This is a genomic window from Proteus genomosp. 4 str. ATCC 51469 (assembly GCF_003144375.1).
Taxonomy (GTDB): Bacteria; Pseudomonadota; Gammaproteobacteria; order Enterobacterales; family Enterobacteriaceae; genus Proteus.
Window position 1 is genome coordinate 300584 of the sequence record NZ_PENV01000001.1, and the last position, 18038, is coordinate 318621.

At 36.9% G+C, this 18038-nt stretch carries 16 protein-coding genes and 1 other RNA gene; 8 read left to right on the plus strand and 9 right to left on the minus strand.

Annotated features, from left to right (window positions below; all coding sequences use genetic code 11):
* The first annotated feature begins 77 nt into the window (after positions 1-77).
* Complete coding sequence (gene fldB / locus DK866_RS01430; RefSeq protein WP_109407553.1) at positions 78-596, plus strand: flavodoxin FldB; 519 nt, start codon at positions 78-80, stop codon at positions 594-596.
* 16 nt (positions 597-612) lie between these two features.
* On the opposite strand, the gene DK866_RS01435 is transcribed toward fldB, so the two are convergent.
* Together DK866_RS01435 and sdhE are read right to left on the minus strand one after the other, a co-directional pair.
* A complete protein-coding gene (locus DK866_RS01435; RefSeq protein ID WP_109407423.1) occupies positions 613-1020 on the minus strand; it encodes a protein YgfX in 408 nt (135 codons plus the stop codon).
* A 466-nt stretch (positions 1021-1486) separates the two neighbouring features.
* Positions 1487-1762 (minus strand): FAD assembly factor SdhE, encoded by a 276-nt coding sequence (gene sdhE, locus DK866_RS01440; protein WP_036938885.1) that lies wholly within the window; start codon positions 1760-1762, stop codon positions 1487-1489.
* A gap of 264 nt (positions 1763-2026) precedes the next feature.
* Here sdhE and ygfZ point away from each other — a divergent pair, with 264 nt between their 5' ends.
* From ygfZ to DK866_RS01455, 3 genes are all read left to right on the plus strand, one after another.
* Positions 2027-3013, plus strand: a complete 987-nt coding sequence (ygfZ, locus tag DK866_RS01445; protein ID WP_109407424.1) for a tRNA-modifying protein YgfZ — start codon at positions 2027-2029, stop codon at positions 3011-3013.
* A gap of 27 nt (positions 3014-3040) precedes the next feature.
* Positions 3041-3643, plus strand: coding sequence for an HD domain-containing protein (locus DK866_RS01450; RefSeq protein WP_109407425.1), 603 nt, complete (start codon positions 3041-3043; stop codon positions 3641-3643).
* A 142-nt stretch (positions 3644-3785) separates the two neighbouring features.
* Complete coding sequence (locus DK866_RS01455; RefSeq protein ID WP_109407426.1) at positions 3786-4709, plus strand: hypothetical protein; 924 nt, start codon at positions 3786-3788, stop codon at positions 4707-4709.
* A 74-nt stretch (positions 4710-4783) separates the two neighbouring features.
* On the opposite strand, the gene gcvP is transcribed toward DK866_RS01455, so the two are convergent.
* The 7 genes from gcvP to DK866_RS01490 form a co-directional block, all read right to left on the minus strand.
* A complete protein-coding gene (gcvP, locus tag DK866_RS01460) occupies positions 4784-7660 on the minus strand; it encodes an aminomethyl-transferring glycine dehydrogenase (RefSeq protein WP_109407427.1) in 2877 nt (958 codons plus the stop codon).
* Between the two features lie 129 nt (positions 7661-7789).
* Positions 7790-8182: a glycine cleavage system protein GcvH gene (gene gcvH, locus DK866_RS01465; protein ID WP_109407428.1), complete on the minus strand. Its 393-nt coding sequence runs from the start codon at positions 8180-8182 to the stop codon at positions 7790-7792.
* Between the two features lie 34 nt (positions 8183-8216).
* A complete protein-coding gene (gcvT, locus tag DK866_RS01470) occupies positions 8217-9311 on the minus strand; it encodes a glycine cleavage system aminomethyltransferase GcvT (protein WP_109407429.1) in 1095 nt (364 codons plus the stop codon).
* Between the two features lie 414 nt (positions 9312-9725).
* The gene (gene ubiI / locus DK866_RS01475) at positions 9726-10961 is read right to left on the minus strand and encodes an FAD-dependent 2-octaprenylphenol hydroxylase (RefSeq protein WP_109407430.1); all 1236 of its coding nucleotides are present in this window, start codon (positions 10959-10961) and stop codon (positions 9726-9728) included.
* Between the two features lie 201 nt (positions 10962-11162).
* Complete coding sequence (gene ubiH / locus DK866_RS01480; protein ID WP_109407431.1) at positions 11163-12335, minus strand: 2-octaprenyl-6-methoxyphenyl hydroxylase; 1173 nt, start codon at positions 12333-12335, stop codon at positions 11163-11165.
* Positions 12336-12348: 13 nt separating this feature from the next.
* Positions 12349-13659: a Xaa-Pro aminopeptidase gene (gene pepP, locus DK866_RS01485; protein WP_109407432.1), complete on the minus strand. Its 1311-nt coding sequence runs from the start codon at positions 13657-13659 to the stop codon at positions 12349-12351.
* A gap of 51 nt (positions 13660-13710) precedes the next feature.
* Positions 13711-14289 carry a YecA family protein gene (locus DK866_RS01490; protein ID WP_109407433.1) on the minus strand — a complete coding sequence of 193 codons (579 nt, stop codon included), beginning with the start codon at positions 14287-14289 and terminating at the stop codon, positions 13711-13713.
* Between the two features lie 176 nt (positions 14290-14465).
* Between DK866_RS01490 and zapA the strand changes: the two genes are divergently transcribed.
* The 4 genes from zapA (at position 14466) to DK866_RS01510 (ending at position 18037) form a co-directional block, all read left to right on the plus strand.
* Positions 14466-14795 (plus strand): cell division protein ZapA, encoded by a 330-nt coding sequence (gene zapA / locus DK866_RS01495; RefSeq protein WP_036934918.1) that lies wholly within the window; start codon positions 14466-14468, stop codon positions 14793-14795.
* A 110-nt stretch (positions 14796-14905) separates the two neighbouring features.
* Positions 14906-15089: non-coding RNA, 6S RNA (ssrS, locus tag DK866_RS01500), on the plus strand.
* A 172-nt stretch (positions 15090-15261) separates the two neighbouring features.
* The gene (locus DK866_RS01505) at positions 15262-15855 is read left to right on the plus strand and encodes a 5-formyltetrahydrofolate cyclo-ligase (RefSeq protein WP_109407434.1); all 594 of its coding nucleotides are present in this window, start codon (positions 15262-15264) and stop codon (positions 15853-15855) included.
* 121 nt (positions 15856-15976) lie between these two features.
* Positions 15977-18037, plus strand: coding sequence for a peptidase domain-containing ABC transporter (locus tag DK866_RS01510; RefSeq protein ID WP_109407435.1), 2061 nt, complete (start codon positions 15977-15979; stop codon positions 18035-18037).
* The last annotated feature ends 1 nt before the right edge of the window (position 18038 follow it).

Sequence of the window (18038 nt, forward strand, 5' to 3'; positions counted from 1 at the left end):
CTTTACATTATGCCTTATAAAACTTTTTTTCTGATACAATAGTGACCTTTATTGGCAAAAATATCCTAAAAATCTTTATGAAAATTGGTCTATTTTACGGTTCTAGCACCTGTTACACCGAAATGGCAGCAGAAAAAATTCGTGATATTCTCGGTGAAGAGTTCGTTGATCTTCATAATGTTCAAGAGTGTGATATCACGCTTATGGAGCAATATGACATTCTTATTTTAGGTATTCCCACTTGGGATTTTGGCGAGATCCAAGAAGATTGGCTCAATATTTGGGAAACATTGCCAACATTAAATTTAAAAAACAAACTTATTGCAATGTATGGAATGGGCGACCAAATCGATTACAGTGAATGGTTTCTTGATGCACTAGGTATGCTTTACCATCATTTATTGCCAAGTGGCGTTAAATTTATTGGGTTCTGGCCTGTTGATGGATATGAGTTTGTCAGCCCAAAACCGTTGTCAGATGATGGTAAGTATTTTGTTGGTCTTGCATTAGATGACGTTAATCAATTTGAAGAAACTGATGAACGTTTATCACAATGGTGTATGCAAATTTTACGTGAAATAGAAGAAAATCTATAAATATAATGCCCAGAGATTAAATATCTGGGTATTGCATTAATAATTGCGAAAAATTACGCCATTCATTTTCAGTCATACTATCAAAAGCGACCCATAACGTGATTTGTTTTTTATTCAAAATAGAGGTCAGTGTTATTCGAGTACCAAATCGACTAATCCAAGGGCGCTTTGTTATTTGCCACTCATGAAGTTTCCATTGCACTCTATTGCCATTCAGTAAAGCAAAATCGCCTTTGATTCGACTAATGTTTTTTTGCGTAAAATACCAGCTTCCAATCAAAAATAGTAATAAAGGCACCCAAATATAAATAAAATCGGGAGGCCATGGATATAGCAATAAGCCTATTTCAAAAGCAACATAAATTGCCGTTGAAAAGAGTTGTGTAAACCATGACACTGTAAGATGCGATTTCCATAAGATCACGAGTTATATTAACTCCTGCTTTAGTTCTATACCGATATAAATAGCGTTAAAGAATAACCTATTTATAATGTAACTTCTTTTTTAACCTTGTAAATAGTTTACCTTATATTTTAGATGTAATTTTTTATTATTTTTGACTTTTTATACTTAATCAAAAAAAACACAATTTAATAATAAGTACGTAATTTTTATTCTTTTTTAATTACTGTTTTAATAAAATGAGCATACCTGATTGACTAAATATTCAGAAGATAATCGTGAAAAAAAATCATTTAAACGGTAATTTATAGAGATAACACGCATTTTTATCGCAAACTTGTTCTTTATTTCATCATATTTTAGAACATGACTAATATTATTTTTTATATAGAAATAAAAAAACGCCTTTATTGGATAATAAAAGCGCCATTTATAATCAACAAAAAATTATTATTTAGCCTATCGCTGATTTTATACGTTTTTTTTATTAATATTTATCAACGATCTCTGCCATTCTCGCCCGATTACGCTCTTGGATTAACTTCACCATATAATAGAGCGATTCATCGTCAGGACGACCATGGTTCATTAACCAGTTAAATAAATCAGGATCTGCACATTCGAGTAAACGAACAAAAAGCGCTTTATCGTTATCAGATAACGTATCGTACTCATTTTCGAAAAAAGGCATGATAGAAATATCCAGCTCGCGCATTCCACGGCGACATGCCCAGTTAATTCGTGCTTTATTCTCTATATCGATAGTCATACTCTGCTCTTTACATTGTTCAAATCAAGAAATACTACGATTTCTTCCTGCTTCCGATGATAGTCTTATCACGAAATTTTTAACATCAAAATGATCACAGTTTGCAGGGTTCGTCTCATAGACACCATATTGAACACACATTTATTGATTATTTGTCAGGTTCATTTTCTGTGCGTTATAAATAATAATGACTTGCATTGTCTTGTGACTCTTTTACCATAACTGATGTATCTGATTAATTTAATCGCTGGTGACATCATGACTCAAAATTCGACTCAGGCTAAACGCCCTCATGCGGCAATCAATTTACCGTTAACACTGATTTCTTTAGATGAATGGTCACTGATAACAGCAACCGGTGCTGACAGTGAAAAATATCTACAAGGCCAATTAACTACCGATATTACAGCACTTCCTGCAACCACGCATACACTATCAGCACACTGTGAAGCAAAAGGAAAAATGTGGAGTACATTACGCTTTTTCCATATGCAAGACGGTTTTGCTTATATTTTGCGTAAAAATGTCGCACAAAAACAACTGACTGAATTAAAGAAATACGCAGTATTTTCAAAAATAACCTTAGCAGAAAATACACAAGCCGTATTATTAGGATTAGCAGGACAAGGCGCGGCTCAGGCTTTAGCTGACTATTTTCCTAATATTCCTCGCAAAGCGAACGAAGTCGTTAATCACGACAATACTTATATTCTTCAACTGCCTTTACCTACTGAACGTTTCTTAATTGTCACTGACGAAGAAACAGCAAAAAATCTAGCCACGACATTAAAAGCGCAAACAAGTGATAGTGAGCAATGGTTAGCTTTAGATATTGAAGCTGGATACCCTATTATTGATACCCCAAATATCGAACAGTTTTTACCTCAAGCAACAAACCTACAAGCATTGCCACTGAGTATCTGCTTTAAAAAAGGTTGTTATACAGGGCAAGAAATGGTCTCTCGTGCGAAATTCAGAGGTGCCAATAAACGTGCTATGTATCTATTATCTGGTGGTAGTACTGAGTTACCAGAAATTGGCGGTAGTATTGAGTGGCAATTGGGTGAGGATAAATGGCGTAAAACGGGCACTGTATTAAGTGCTGTACGTATGGCTGATAATACTATTCTTGCAGAAGTTATTATGAACAACGACATGGAAGCTGACAGCGTATTTCGTGTCCAAGGCGATAACATCAGTCGCTTATCCATTAAACCGCTTCCTTACTCTTTAGAAGAAGAGTAACGCTTATTTAAATCAGAATGGATTTTTATGACACAACAAACTAATGGGGCTTTTGGCCCCTTTTCAGAAACTATTAATTTCATTATGGAATTAGATAAACTTAAACGTGTTTATCGTAAAAATAATGTATTAGACAATAGCCGTTCTGAAAATACGGCAGAACATAGCTGGCATTTTGCGGTTGCTGCAATGAGTTTCCAACCTTATGCGGGCGATATTGATATGGGCCGTGCTATTCAATTAGCTTTAGTCCACGATATCGTTGAAATCGACGCTGGTGACGTTATGGTGTATGACGTTGCAGCTCGTGAAGCCATCAAAGAACACGAGCAAAAAGCTGCAAGACGCATTTTTGCTTTATTACCATCTCCACAAAGTGAATATTTCCTCAATTTATGGCTGGAATATGATGCAGCTGAAACACCTGAATCTCAGTTTGCTAATATTCTTGATCGTGCCATGCCAATGCTGATGAACTTACATAATGAAGGTCAAAGTTGGGTAGAAAATAATATCCGCTTAGAACAAGTATTAGCGCGCAATCTGTTTATTGAAAAACAGTGGCCAGAGTTTTGGCAATATCTCTACCCTCAATTATTAGAGGCACAGAAAAAAGGCTGGTTAAAGTAAATCTATTCCCGTGGTCTATTCAAACAATTTAAAATAGACCACAAATTTAAATTAAAGCCATTTCGAAAAAATTAAATATTTTAATTTCTACTCTTAAGATTACTTTCATGTCATTTTTCAAGAAATAGAAAAAGGAAATTTTATGTTTATTTATGCTAAAAATAATGAATCAAAAAATGATATAATTATAAAACTCGAAGAGTCATCTTTTTATGCAACTTATATCGAACCAAACTTTCAAGATATAGAGCAACTTTATAAAGATGAAGATATAAATAAAGAAATACGTGATTCTTGGTATCTCCCAGATATTTTAAGTGAATTTGATACTACTCGTAGTCTCTATAAAAGACAAAAAGGTGGATTAGTATCCTTAATAACTGGTAGTAAACTCAGTCTGGGGAAGATTGATAAAAGTAAAGAAGAATTACAAGAATTATATGATGATTTTATCTTGACAAAGAATGAGTTATCACCAAATACAGAGTTTCAAGTGAATCATCCTATAGATAAATTTGTATATAAAAAACATCCAGATAATAATTCATACCCTAATTTAATGATTGACATTGCAACTTACTCAACCATATTAAATAAGTTAAAAGAAACAGAGTTAATAGATATATTAATTCAATTAGGTGCAACTAAAATAGAATTAAACAAAATAAACAGTAATTCAAAAAAAATATCGTCATGTTTTGAATTTGGGCTACAATATGGCTCGGCTGATATTCATACAGAAAGTACAACAGATAGCAAAGTAAAAGAAACAATAATTTATGAATTAGAAGGTAAAAAATTCAGTGGAAAGTTAGATCGAAGTAAATATATTTGGATAAATAATGAACCAGAATGGAATAACATAATCGCAGCTAGAGAAGAAGGGAATTCTATTTTCTTCCAGAAAGAAATAAGTCTCTCATCACTTGATGAATTATCAGCAGAACAGAATACCTCTGTTGATTATAACGGACTAAACCCTAAAGAAAAAATAGAGTTTGTTTATAATAACTCACTTGCTAGCTACTACTCTCTTTTAGTTACATATAGAAAAAAAGAAATATAATAATCCATAACAAAAAATACCGATAGCTAACTTAACCATCGGTATTTTATTTAGGAATATTGTTAGATTAAAGCTTATTCGTAATCACTAATTGGCGCACATGAACAATGTAAATGGCGGTCGCCATACACATCATCAAGACGTTTAACCGCAGGCCAATATTTGCTTTGTTTCGTTGCTTCACTTGGGAATACAGCACATTCTCGGCTATAACTGTGTGACCACTCTTGCACTAATTCATATTGTGTATGAGGTGCATTAACTAATGGATTGTCATCAATTGGCCATACACCTTTATCTACCAGTGCAATTTCAGCACGAATAGAAAGCAATGCTTCAATAAAGCGGTCAATTTCTACTTTACTTTCTGATTCTGTCGGCTCAATCATCAATGTACCCGCAACAGGGAATGACATGGTTGGAGCGTGGAATCCATAGTCAATTAAACGCTTAGCCACATCCATTTCACTGATACCGTAATTCGCTTTTAATGGACGAATATCGATAATACATTCATGTGCGACATAACCATCAGCACCAGCATAAAGAATGTCATAGTCATTTTTCAGTCGTTGCGCAATATAGTTCGCATTTAAGATTGCCACTTGGCTTGCTTGTTTAAGCCCTTGTGACCCCATCATACGAATATACATCCAACTAATTGGTAATATTGAAGCGCTACCGAACTGAGCAGCAGAAACGGCACCTTGTGTAGTGACATTCTCCATTTCAACAACAGAATGTCCCGGTACAAATGGCGCTAAGTGTGATTTCACACCAATAGGCCCCATACCTGGACCGCCGCCGCCATGAGGGATACAGAAGGTTTTATGTAAGTTTAAATGAGAAACATCAGAGCCAATAAAGCCGGGTGTAGTTATCCCTACTTGCGCATTCATATTGGCGCCATCAAGATAAACTTGTCCGCCATACTGATGAATGATCTCGCAAACTTCACGAATGCCTTCTTCGTAAACACCATGTGTTGATGGATATGTCACCATCACACAAGAGAGTTCAGCTTGATGTTTTTCTGCTTTGGCTTTTAAGTCTGCAATATCAATGTTGCCATTGTCATCACAACCAACAACCACCACAGTCATGCCTGCCATATGGGCAGACGCAGGGTTAGTACCGTGTGCAGAGCTTGGAATTAAACAAATATGACGTGCATTTTCACCACGACTTTGGTGATAACGGCGGATTGCTAATAGACCCGCATATTCCCCTTGTGCCCCAGAGTTTGGTTGCATACACATTGCATCATAACCGGTTAATGCAGCAAGCCAATTAGCCAATTGCCCAATCATCACCTGATAGCCTTTCGCTTGATAGGCTGGGCAGAATGGATGTAGCTCTGTAAATTCAGGCCATGTAATTGGGATCATTTCAGCAGCTGCATTTAGTTTCATCGTACATGAACCTAATGGGATCATGGCTTGATTTAAAGCTAAGTCTTTATTTTCTAAACGATGCATATAACGCATCATTTCAGTTTCACTGTGATAATGATGAAAATTTTCATGTGTTAACACAGTGTCTTTACGTTGCATAGACACGGGAATAGATGCTGAAGATGAAGCGACTTGTTTATCAAGTGCATCAATATCACCCACCAATGCTTTACCACTTATGATCTCAATAAGCTTTGATACATCTTCACGAGTTGTAATCTCACTTAATGTGACACCAACGGCACCCACAATATCAGTACGCAAATTAATTTCAGCGTCTTTTGCACGTTGTAATACAGCGGCTTTGTCTGTTGTTTCAACTGTTAAGGTATCAAACCAAGTTTGGTGGCGTAAGGCCATACCATTTTGCTGTAAACCAGCAGCCAAAATATCCGTTAAACGATGAATACGTTGAGCGATGGTTCTTAACCCTTCTGGCCCATGATAAACCGCATACATAGCCGCAATGTTGGCAAGTAAAACTTGAGACGTACAGATATTGGAGTTGGCTTTTTCACGACGAATATGCTGTTCTCTAGTTTGCATTGCCATGCGTAATGCACGATTACCCGCGGCATCACGAGACACACCAATGATACGACCTGGCATTGCTCGCTTATATTCATCACGACAAGCAAAGAATGCCGCATGAGGGCCACCATATCCCATAGGTACACCAAAACGTTGTGCTGAACCTAATACGATATCAGCGCCTTGATGACCCGGTGCTGTTAATACCACCAGCGCCATTAAATCAGCAGCAACACTAGTAATGATTTTACGTTCTTTCAGTTCAGTCAATAACTTACTGTAATCATGAACTTCACCCGTTGTGCCAACTTGTTGTAATAGCACACCAAAAACACCCTCAAGCTCTAATACCTTTTCCGCTTTATCAACAACAACCTCAAAACCAAAGGTATCTGCTCGTGTTTTTACCACATCTAGGGTTTGAGGATGAATATCATCAGCGACAAAGAAACGATCTGCATTTTTTAGTTTGCTTACACGTTTTGCCATCGCCATTGCTTCAGCGGCAGCCGTTGCTTCATCAAGTAACGACGCAGAAGCAAGATCCATTCCCGTATAATCAATAGTGACTTGTTGGAAATTCAGCAGCGACTCAAGGCGACCTTGAGACACTTCTGGCTGATACGGTGTATATGCGGTATACCAGCCCGGATTTTCTAATAAATTACGCAAAATCACTGGAGGCAATACAGAAGGCGCATAACCCATACCAATATAAGAAGTAAATCGCTTATTTTGGCTGGCGATGGCTTTAAGTTCAGCCAAGGCTTCTTGCTCTGTTGCTCCTGCTCCCACATTTGGTGGAGTATCTAGTTGGATATTATCTGGAACAATTTTTTGGGTTAATTCATTTAATGAGGAGACGCCAACAGCACTGAGCATCTCTTTAATCTGTTCTGGTGATGAACCAATATGGCGACGAATAAATTCATCACGATACTCTAACTGATTTAAAGTCTGTGTCATTGCAAGTAATTTCCTGAATTCACGATGAATGGATAGGTAATAGCCATGGCTTAAAGAACGTAGTGATAGCTATAAATAACAAGCTAATAAATAAAAACGCCCCGGCATGGTTTGACGGGGCGTTTAGTTTTATTCTTCGCTATCTACCAGCTCTTGATAACCAGCAGCATCAAGTAGGTCATCTAATTCGCTTTCATTATTTGCTTTAATGCGAAATAGCCAACCTTCTCCGTAAGGTGCGCTGTTTACCAGCTCTGGAGAACCATCTAACTCTTCATTTACTGCGATAATTTCACCCGATAATGGTGAATAGATATCTGAAGCAGCTTTTACTGATTCTGCTACTGCACAATCATCACCCGCTGCCACTTCTCTACCCATTTCAGGTAGATCAACAAACACCATGTCACCTAATAATTCCTGTGCATGTTCAGTAATACCGATAGTGTATTCACCATTGCCTTCTGAACGGACCCACTCATGAGACTGCGCGTATTTTAATTCACTAGGTATTTGACTCATTGACCTTACTCTCCATTTAAAATAATTGTGCGTGTTATACCAATGCTTTACCTGAACGAACAAAACCAGGTTTAACAACTTCTACTGGCATTTCACGATTACGCATTAATACAATTGCGCTATCTTTAATACCTGCGGGAACTCTTGCTAATGCAATACTAAAGCCTAATGTGGGCGAGAAAGTACCACTTGTAATCACACCTTCTCTTAATTCACCCAAATCATCAGTAAAGTGTACGGCAGTACTTGCGCGTAGCACACCTTTCTCTCGCATAACAAGTCCAACAAGTTTATCTGTGCCTGTTGCGCGTAATTTTTCTAATGCTTCTCGACCAATAAATTGACGATCTTCAGGTGCCCACGCAATCGTCCAGCCCATATTAGCTTCAAGCGGATTAATAGTTTCATCCATCTCTTGGCTATAAAGATTCATTCCAGCCTCTAAGCGTAATGTATCTCTTGCACCTAATCCGGCAGGTTTAACACCTACCGCTAATAATTTTTTCCAGAAATTGACGGCTTGCTCTTTTGGCATCGCAATTTCATAACCCGCTTCACCGGTATAGCCTGTTGTTGCGATAAACAAATCATCAAGCTCTACACCATAAAAAGGCTTCATAGCGGAAACAACTTGGCGTTGCTGTTCAGTTAATAAACGTTGAACCTTTTCTTGTGCGTGAGGACCTTGAACCGCGATTAATGCCAAATCATCACGAACAGTAATATCAACCACGTAATTTGAAGCATGTTGCTCAATCCATGCCAAATCTTTTTCACGAGTAGCGGAGTTCACCACAAGGCGATAGAAAGAATCATCAAAGTAATAGACGATAAGATCATCAATTACACCGCCTGAAGCATTAAGCATACCGGTATAAAGCGCCTTACCTTTTTCGGTGAGTTTAGCGACATCATTCGCTAATAAATAACGTAGGAAATCTTTAACTTGCGAGCCATGTAAGTCAACAATGGTCATATGAGAAACATCAAACATACCTGCATCACGGCGTACATTGTGATGTTCATCTATTTGAGAGCCATAATGCAGTGGCATCATCCAACCATGAAAATCGACCATACGAGCACCGCAGGCTACGTGCTCATCATACAACGGAGTCTGTTTTGCCATTCTTCCCTCTTTCTACTTTTACTTTAGATTATTCAGAGAACGCAATTTGTTAAATATAAAATTAAACTTGATTAGAAATCAGCGTATTAATCACGAGTTTAAGTTTATTTTTAAACAGGAATTTAACAAATACGAGCAATTAACGTACAACGCAAACGATACCATCTTCTTGAACTTAGCATTGTCAGAAAAAATAAACCATAAGTTAAAATAGGGTATTGTGTCTCTCAATCATAATAGAGAGATATGAGTATGCAGAACTAATGATTGCAATTATGCGTATCAGCGCTCATTTTTAGCGAGGAATTCCTGTAAAAAAGGAATTAGTGCAAAGAATAGACTGAAAAAATAGATTTTTTTAGTTCTATTTCTTCAGTCAGATATAAATAAAAGTAATGTGAAATAAGAGAGGAATTAGATTTTTTCAACTGAAGTGAAATTTTTATCACTTAACCATTCAGGTAAATCAGAAAGCCCCATTGCTTGTTCAAGTAACTTTGGTTTTACGCCCGGTAAACTATCTGCTAACGAAAGACCGATATCTCGAACCAGCTTTTTGACTGGATTGTTGCCAGCAAAAAGTTCACGAAATCCCTGCATACTGGCTAACATCACAGCAGCCGCATGTTTGCGACGACGCTCAAATCGTCTTAAATAGAGATATTCACCAAAATCTTTACCTTCTGCTTTTAAGCGACGGATCTCACCAATTAACTCTGCAACATCCATAAAACCTAGGTTAACGCCTTGCCCTGCTAAAGGATGAATAGTATGTGCCGCATCACCTAATAACGCTAAACGAGGCGCTGCAAATTGGCGTGCATAACGACCAGTTAGTGGTATTGTCATGCGATCACTGATTAATTCACATTGACCCAAACGCATATCAAATGTCACACCTAATGTGCGCTCAAATAAGGTTTTATCTGCATTTTTGTAGCGTTCAGCTAGATGGCTTGGTAAAGACCAAACAATAGAACAAGTATGAGGATCAGAAAGAGGTAGAAATGCTAAAATACCTTCACCATGGAAGACTTGGCGAGCAACATTGTCGTGAGGTTGTTCAGTACGGATAGTCGCGACTAATGCATGGTGTTCATAATCCCAAAAAGTCAGAGGAATATCTGCATGTTTACGTAACCATGAATTAGCACCATCGGCCCCGACAACTAATCTTGCCGTCAACATTTCACCATCATTAAGGGTAATAAATGCATCATTTTCCCCCCAAACAACACGTTCAATTTGTGTCGATGAATAGAAGGTTATATCACTGTGACTTTCACATTTTTGCCAAAGCACTTCTCGAATAAGGTTATTTTCGATAATAGAGCCTAAATGGCTGAACCCTTCTTTTTGTGCCGAAAATTCAATACGACCAAAACTATCTTGATCCCAAACTTCCATACCTTGGTAAGGCGTTGCTCGTAAAGCATTTAAGTTTTCCCAAACACCTAATTTTTTCAGCAACATCTCACTGGCAGTATTAATAGCGGATACCCGTAATGAAAAATCATCTTGCGGGTGAAAATGTTTTGTTACTGGGTGATTTTCTATTATCGCTATACGTAATCCACACCCGTGTAATCCGCTGGCTAATGCAAGCCCAACCATTCCACCACCAGCAATAACAACATCAAATGATTTCATAATAAAATATCCTAAAAAGCGATTATTTTAGAGCGCGCTGTTCTTTTCTGCTTATTTTTAAAACAAAAAAAGTTTATAAAGCAACCTATCTATTATTTTAAGTATTGATTGATATTAACAATGACCACTTAAAATAAAAATAGACGTTAAAAAACAGCCTTATAGGTTCGATGAAAATTGACCATCAAAGATCAACACGCTCTAGTCTGTCCAGCCCAGTGTTTGATGCGCCAATTTATCTCTCATCATTGGGAGCAACTCCATCGTCATTAATCCTAAGTTGCGAGAAACAATCAGTGGCACACAACGATTTGCAAACACTTTCACCAACCCATCAGTAATAGAGATTGTTTTTTCTCTATCTTGTTGGCGAAGTTGTTGATATTGATAGAGCACTCGATAACTACCAATATCAGTCTTAGTATTAATCGCTTGAGTGAGCGTATTGGCGAGTGTCATAACATCACGTAAACCAAGGTTAAAGCCTTGTCCAGCAATAGGATGGAGTGTTTGTGATGCATTGCCTACTAAGGCTAAACGGTGACTGATAATTTGATTGGCTTTTTGTAGCGCTAAAGGATAGCAATTTCGTTTACCGATATGCTCTATTTTTCCTAAACGCCAGCCAAAGTCACGTTGTAAATGTGCGATGGTTGTTTCATCATCCCACCGTGAAATTTCATCCCATTTTTCAATCGGATGACACCACACTAATGAGCTACGTCCTTCACTCATCGGTAGCATTGCTAATGGGCCAAATTCAGTAAAACGCTCGAAGGCTTTTCCCTCTGGGTCTATTTCTGTTTTGACATTAGCAATTACGGCGACTTGATGATAAGGCTCACGTTGCCATTGAATATGGCATTGGTGGCCTATAGGCGAATTTGTACCATCTGCTGCAATCAGTAAATCACCTGTTAATTGCGTACCATTATCAAGCGTTACCTCAACGCAGTCTATATTACGCTGAACTTGTTCAACTTTAGCAGGGCAATAAAGCGTGATATTAGATTGCTTTTTTAGCTTGGCAAAGAGTTGCCGTCCTGCGTCATGCAGCTCAATCACATAACCCAGAGCGGATATATCATAGTCTTGTGCATGAATATTAACAAAACCACAATGACCTCTATCTGAGACATGAACGTGATTAATGGGGGTAACAAAAGGTTTTAATGTCGACCAAAGCCCAATTTGTGATAACCGCTTTGCGGTTCCATGGGCCAATGCAATCGCTCTTGCATCAAATCCAGGGTGCCCATTATCAGGCTCTCTTGCTTCAATTAACGAAATTGAAATATTGCCTTTGTTTAATGCAGAAAGAGCCAGTGCTAATGTTGCACCCGCCATTCCACCACCCACAATAATCACATTCATACTGATTTTAGCCTTAAATTTTTCCTGCCATCAGAGCTTCAATTTCATCAGGATCTTTAACGACAGATGCCGTTAAGTTCTCATTACCCGTTTCAGTGATAACAATGTCATCTTCAATACGAATACCAATACCGCGATACTCTTGTGGAACATCGGCATCTGGCGCGATATATAATCCCGGTTCGATAGTCAGCACCATGCCTGGTTCTAAAATACGGTCACGATCTGTGCCATAATGTCCAACATCATGAACATCAAGGCCTAACCAATGGCTTAGGCTATGCATAAAGAAACGCTGATAAGCTTTGGTTTCAATAAGATGCTCAATTTCACCGTGCATAATGCCCAGTTTAACCAATCCTTCGACCATGATATACACGACATGCTCAGTGACTTCTTTGATGCTTGTACCAGGTTTGTACAATTCCAAAGATACATTGATGGATTTTAATACAATGTCATAAATTTCACGTTGTTGACGGCTAAATTTACCATTGACAGGGAAAGTACGAGTGATATCACCTGCATAACCTTCATATTCACAGCCTGCGTCAATGAGTACTAAATCCCCATCACGCATTTTGGTTTCATTTTCGGTGTAGTGAAGAATACACCCATTTTCACCACTCCCTACAATACTGTTATATGAAGGGAAACGAGCGCCGTGAGAAACGAACTCATGTTCTATTTCACCTTGCAGCTGATATTCATACATACCCGGCTGACATTTTTGCATCGCTCGAGTATGTGCTAACGCTGTAATTTTTCCTGCCTTACGCAGTAATTCAAGTTCAAAGTCAGATTTAAAGAGACGTTGCTCATGAACGAGAGGACGCCAATCAATAATAGTTTGAGGCGCTTTTAAATTCCGACGAGAGCCTTTTCTTAAGGTTTCTAATGCATTAAAAACGATTTCATCAGCAAATGCATATTCGCCCTGAGCGTGATAAACAACATCTAATCCGTTTAATAATTGGTAAAGTTGCTCACCAACATCTTCATAAGGAAGTGCCTTATCAACACCTAATTTTTCAGGCGCAGCTTCTTGTCCAAGACGACGACCAAACCAGATCTCAGCCGTTAAATCTCTTACACGATTAAAGAGCACACTATGGTTATGTGTTTCATCACTCTTAATCAGTACAAGAATAGCCTCAGGTTCGCTGAAACCAGTTAGATAAAGGAAATCACTATGCTGGCGATAAGGATACTCACTATCCGCATTACGTTGCGCTGGTGGTGCGGCAAAAAAGATGGCGGCACTCGCAGGCTTCATTTGAGCTAATAATGCCTGACGACGGGATAAAAATTCTTGCTTATTCATACCCACTCCTGTCTTTCGTTTATCTTTATGATTATCTAATGAATGATGCCATTAATGTAGTATACGTTGCTCATTTTGTTCATTATTTTCTTTGTCTTTTGGTGCGACAAATGTGATATAACAAAGTTGAACAGATACTTTCACATATTCGCTAACTTCTTCTAGCGCATCTTCAAGTTCTTCTTGGTTTTCATCTTCTTCATAACCTAGCGCACCAATATTACGTAAATCGGTGATAACTTCAGTCAACTCTTTATGCTCAGATAATTTAGGTTGTGCAACACCCAAGCCTAAAAGAAAATGATTAACCCACCCTGCAAGAGCATCTGCTCTTAGAAAAACGGATTCGGATTCATCGGGAACTAACATTGAGAAGTTAAATACACTGTCATCAAGTTGTTCATAAGTAATGTGATAAAGCGCTTCGAGTGGGTCTGATAACGTTTTAGGGAAAGCTAAACCTTCATTGGTTAAATCATGCAATAAGGTTTTCCAACTGCTGTCGCGCACAGCGCCACAAATAAATCCTGTAATCAATCCGTGCATTTCAGCTGCCGTTAAAGGCACAGTATGTTGCTGTAATAAAGCATCAATAGATTGATAATTTGGTAATGTGTTTTGTTTTGACATAAGAATAAACGTCGCATTTAGGGGAATAGTTCAAGATATGCTACCATCAATAGAAGTCGCTGTACCAGTTAAGCCATGTTAATCATTGGAATTTTTGTAGTAATAGCGTTTAATACAGCGTTATAACCGTATACACTACTCAACACGTAGCACAGATTTTATGTCAGGAAGGAATCATGTCCGCACAACCCGTTGAACTTCAAATTTTTGGGCGATCATTACGTGTCAATTGCCCACCAGAACAAAAAGATGCTTTACTGGCTTCTGCTGCTGAACTTGAACAACGATTACAAGATCTCAAAGAGCGCAGTGGTGTTTCCAATACAGAGCACTTAATTTTTATCGTGGCATTAAATATGAGTCATGAGTTGGCAGAAGAAAAGTTAAAAACTAGAGACTATGCCTACAACATGGAAGAGAAGATAAAAATGCTACAACAATCTATTGAACAAGCTTTACACGATCAAGGCAAGCACCACGATCGCACTTTTTCAACTGCGAAGTAGATTTGTTCAGAAAGCATGCGTACGCCACGAAATTCACAGATAATAGGTTGCTTTCTACAATTAAAATAATACAATAGTTCATAGATAAGGTGCTTAACAGCATCCACCAAATTTCTCTGAGATGTTTGCCAGTGGGCCAGTCCCCTGAGCCGATATTCGAAACACATAGAATGTGGTGATCTGTTACTTGTGAGCATACCTGATTCGTTCAGGCAGCCTAATGGTAACAACACTATGTTCACCTTGGACCATGGGTTCAAGGGTTACAGCCTACGGCGGCATCTTGGAGACCTCTACTAAAGTTCTGAATACTGAGTATTTTATAAATACTTAATATTTAGAACTTTTTTTATGCTTCTAATTCCTTAATTTTTCAACTTCTCCGCTTTCTTACCTCTAAAGTGTGATAAATTGACTAAAATGATAATTCCCACTTAATGACCACTACTTATTGATGGATTGATGAATGACTCAGACGTCACTGTTTCAACAAAGAGATGAGATACGTAAAGCAATTCGCCAAAAACGACGTTTACTCACATCACAACAGCAACAGCAAGCTGCACATCAATTATGTAAACGCGTTCTCAGTCATCCCAAAATCCAACATGCACACACCCTTGCCTTATTTCTCTCTTTTGATGGTGAAATTGATACATCACCTTTAATTTCACAATTATGGGCAATGAAGAAACAGATTTGTTTACCCGTTTTACACCCTTTTCATCGCCATCATCTTCTCTTTTTACGTTATACACCAACCACTGTTTTAGTGAAAAATCGCTTTGCAATTTCAGAACCGCCTTTAAATGTAAATGCAGTTATTCCCCCAGATAATATCGATATTATTTTTACACCATTAGTGGCTTTTGATGCTCAAGGCCAACGATTAGGTATGGGAGGCGGTTTTTACGATAGAACGTTAGAAAACTGGCAACAAAAATCATTTTATCCAATAGGGCTTGCTCATGCTTGCCAACAAGTTGAACATCTCCCTATTGCAAATTGGGATGTTCCATTACCTGAGATCATCACTCCAGAAAAAATATGGAATTTTTAATATTCTGAACAACTCATTTTAAAACACCGAACATTATCTGTGTTTTTTTATATTTTTTATTTTAGAAAAAACTTTAAATACCTTTTTATACCCCAACCAATCTAAAGGTATTCTTATTTAAATGAAAAATGAAAAAGATGTTCATCTTATAAAATGCATTAACATTATTATCAACCTAACTAAAAACAAAGAAATAGAAATAAAAAACAATCACACAATAAAGGATTTAGAAAAAGAATATAGATTTAAATTTAAAAGAATAAAATTATCACTTATATTTAAAAAACAACTTAATCATAAAATTATTTTTTATGACGAAAATAAAAATTTATTCATATTATTAAAACAAAATAAAAATGATTTTCTTATTTATAATTATCAAACTCATAAAATAGAGAAAGTTAATAAAGATAAAATCATTAAGATAAATATAACCCATGCTTATTATCTTGATTTTAAAGCACAACATTATTTTGATATCAATTGGTTTTTCCCTATATTCATACGCTACAAAGCTATTTTTTATCGTGTTTTATTCTATTCATTAATCTTACAGTTGTTATCTTTGGCTAGTCCTTTAGTTACACAAATCATTATGGACAAAGTAATTGTACATCAAGCATTATCAACACTTGATGTATTAGTGGTTGGATTGATCTTTATTGCTATTTCAGAAGGAACTTTGAAAGGCATTAGAGAATATATATATCATCATACCGCAAATAAAATTGATATCAGCTTAAGTTTAAAAATGGCTAACCATTTATTAAAATTACCCATAAGTTACTTTAAGTCTCGACAAACAGGGATCATTGTAACTCGAGTAAAAGAGTTAGATATTATTAGAAATTTTATCACCAATACATTATTAATGTTATTTGTCGATTTTTCTTTTATCTTTATATTTATCTTTGTCATGGCAATTTTATCAATAAAGCTAACATTATTTTTTATGGCAACCCTTCCACTTTATTTTATTTTGGCTAAATTGCTTGCCCCAAAGATAGAACAAGCCGTTCAACAGCTTTATCAAAAAATAGCGACTAATACGGCATTTCTTACCGAAAGTTTAAGTGGCATCGAAACCATTAAAAGCCTTTCTCTGGAGCCTAGATTTACACAACAATGGCATACACAAATTCATCAGCTTACCTGTAAAAATTTAACACTTCAGAGTATAGACTCACTCTCTCGCTTCATTGTGCTATTTATCAATAAAACAACAACAGCATTACTGCTATGGCTAGGTGCTTATGAAGTGATTTCACACTCAATGACAATTGGTCAGCTAATTGCCTTTATTATGCTACTAGGATATTGCCTACAACCTTTAGCAGTCGCTATTGATGTTTGGGGAAAATATATCAGAACAAAAACAGCCATTTATAATTTACAAGATATTCTTAATCTACCTAATGAGCAAAATATCATAGGCTCAAACACCAAACTTCAAGGTGACATTACGTTTGATAACGTAAGTTTCTGTTATCAAAATAATACACCACTTATTTTACGCAATATTTCATTACAGATAAAAAAACATGAAGTTATTGGTATTGTGGGAACTTCCGGTTCGGGGAAAAGCACCTTAGCGCGTCTGATTTCGGGTCTGTATACACCACAATCAGGTTGTATAAAATTTGATAATATTCCGCTATCACTGCTTCATTTAAAGTGTGTACGCCAACAAATTGGTTTTGTACTACAAGAAAATTTTTTATTTCACTTAACGATCTTTGACAATATTAAACTGATGCACCCTCAAGCTTCTTTAGAAGAAGTGATTGATGTTGCAAAAATCGCAGGCGCACATGAGTTTATTTTAAAATTACCGTTAGGATATGACACTTTGATCACCGAGGGAGGAACTTCCTTATCAGGAGGGCAACGTCAACGTATTGCTATTGCTAGAGCCTTATTAACATCACCTAAAATTTTGATCTTTGATGAAGCCACCAGCGCGTTAGATGATGATTCTCAAACGATTATTCAAAATAACCTTCCACTTATTACACAAAATAAAACCGTAATTATCATTGCCCATCGTCTGTCAACAATACGAGATTGTCATCGTATTATTGTGTTAAATAAAGGACAAATTGTAGAGGAAGGGAGACACGAAGTTTTAATTAAAAATAATGGTGATTACAAAAAACTTTGGCAAATTCAACAAGGATGTTGAG

Excerpts from the sequence above, each read along its gene's own strand:
- fldB (WP_109407553.1), top strand. The coding sequence starts at position 78 with ATGAAAATTGGTCTATTTTACGGTTCTAGCACCTGTTACACCGAAATG.
- ygfZ (WP_109407424.1), top strand. The coding sequence starts at position 2,027 with ATGACTCAAAATTCGACTCAGGCTAAACGCCCTCATGCGGCAATCAAT.
- DK866_RS01450 (WP_109407425.1), top strand. The coding sequence starts at position 3,041 with ATGACACAACAAACTAATGGGGCTTTTGGCCCCTTTTCAGAAACTATT.
- DK866_RS01455 (WP_109407426.1), top strand. The coding sequence starts at position 3,786 with ATGTTTATTTATGCTAAAAATAATGAATCAAAAAATGATATAATTATA.
- gcvP (WP_109407427.1), bottom strand. The coding sequence starts at position 7,660 with ATGACACAGACTTTAAATCAGTTAGAGTATCGTGATGAATTTATTCGT.
- gcvH (WP_109407428.1), bottom strand. The coding sequence starts at position 8,182 with ATGAGTCAAATACCTAGTGAATTAAAATACGCGCAGTCTCATGAGTGG.
- gcvT (WP_109407429.1), bottom strand. The coding sequence starts at position 9,311 with ATGGCAAAACAGACTCCGTTGTATGATGAGCACGTAGCCTGCGGTGCT.
- ubiI (WP_109407430.1), bottom strand. The coding sequence starts at position 10,961 with ATGAAATCATTTGATGTTGTTATTGCTGGTGGTGGAATGGTTGGGCTT.
- ubiH (WP_109407431.1), bottom strand. The coding sequence starts at position 12,335 with ATGAATGTGATTATTGTGGGTGGTGGAATGGCGGGTGCAACATTAGCA.
- pepP (WP_109407432.1), bottom strand. The coding sequence starts at position 13,659 with ATGAATAAGCAAGAATTTTTATCCCGTCGTCAGGCATTATTAGCTCAA.
- DK866_RS01490 (WP_109407433.1), bottom strand. The coding sequence starts at position 14,289 with ATGTCAAAACAAAACACATTACCAAATTATCAATCTATTGATGCTTTA.
- zapA (WP_036934918.1), top strand. The coding sequence starts at position 14,466 with ATGTCCGCACAACCCGTTGAACTTCAAATTTTTGGGCGATCATTACGT.
- DK866_RS01505 (WP_109407434.1), top strand. The coding sequence starts at position 15,262 with ATGACTCAGACGTCACTGTTTCAACAAAGAGATGAGATACGTAAAGCA.
- DK866_RS01510 (WP_109407435.1), top strand. The coding sequence starts at position 15,977 with ATGAAAAATGAAAAAGATGTTCATCTTATAAAATGCATTAACATTATT.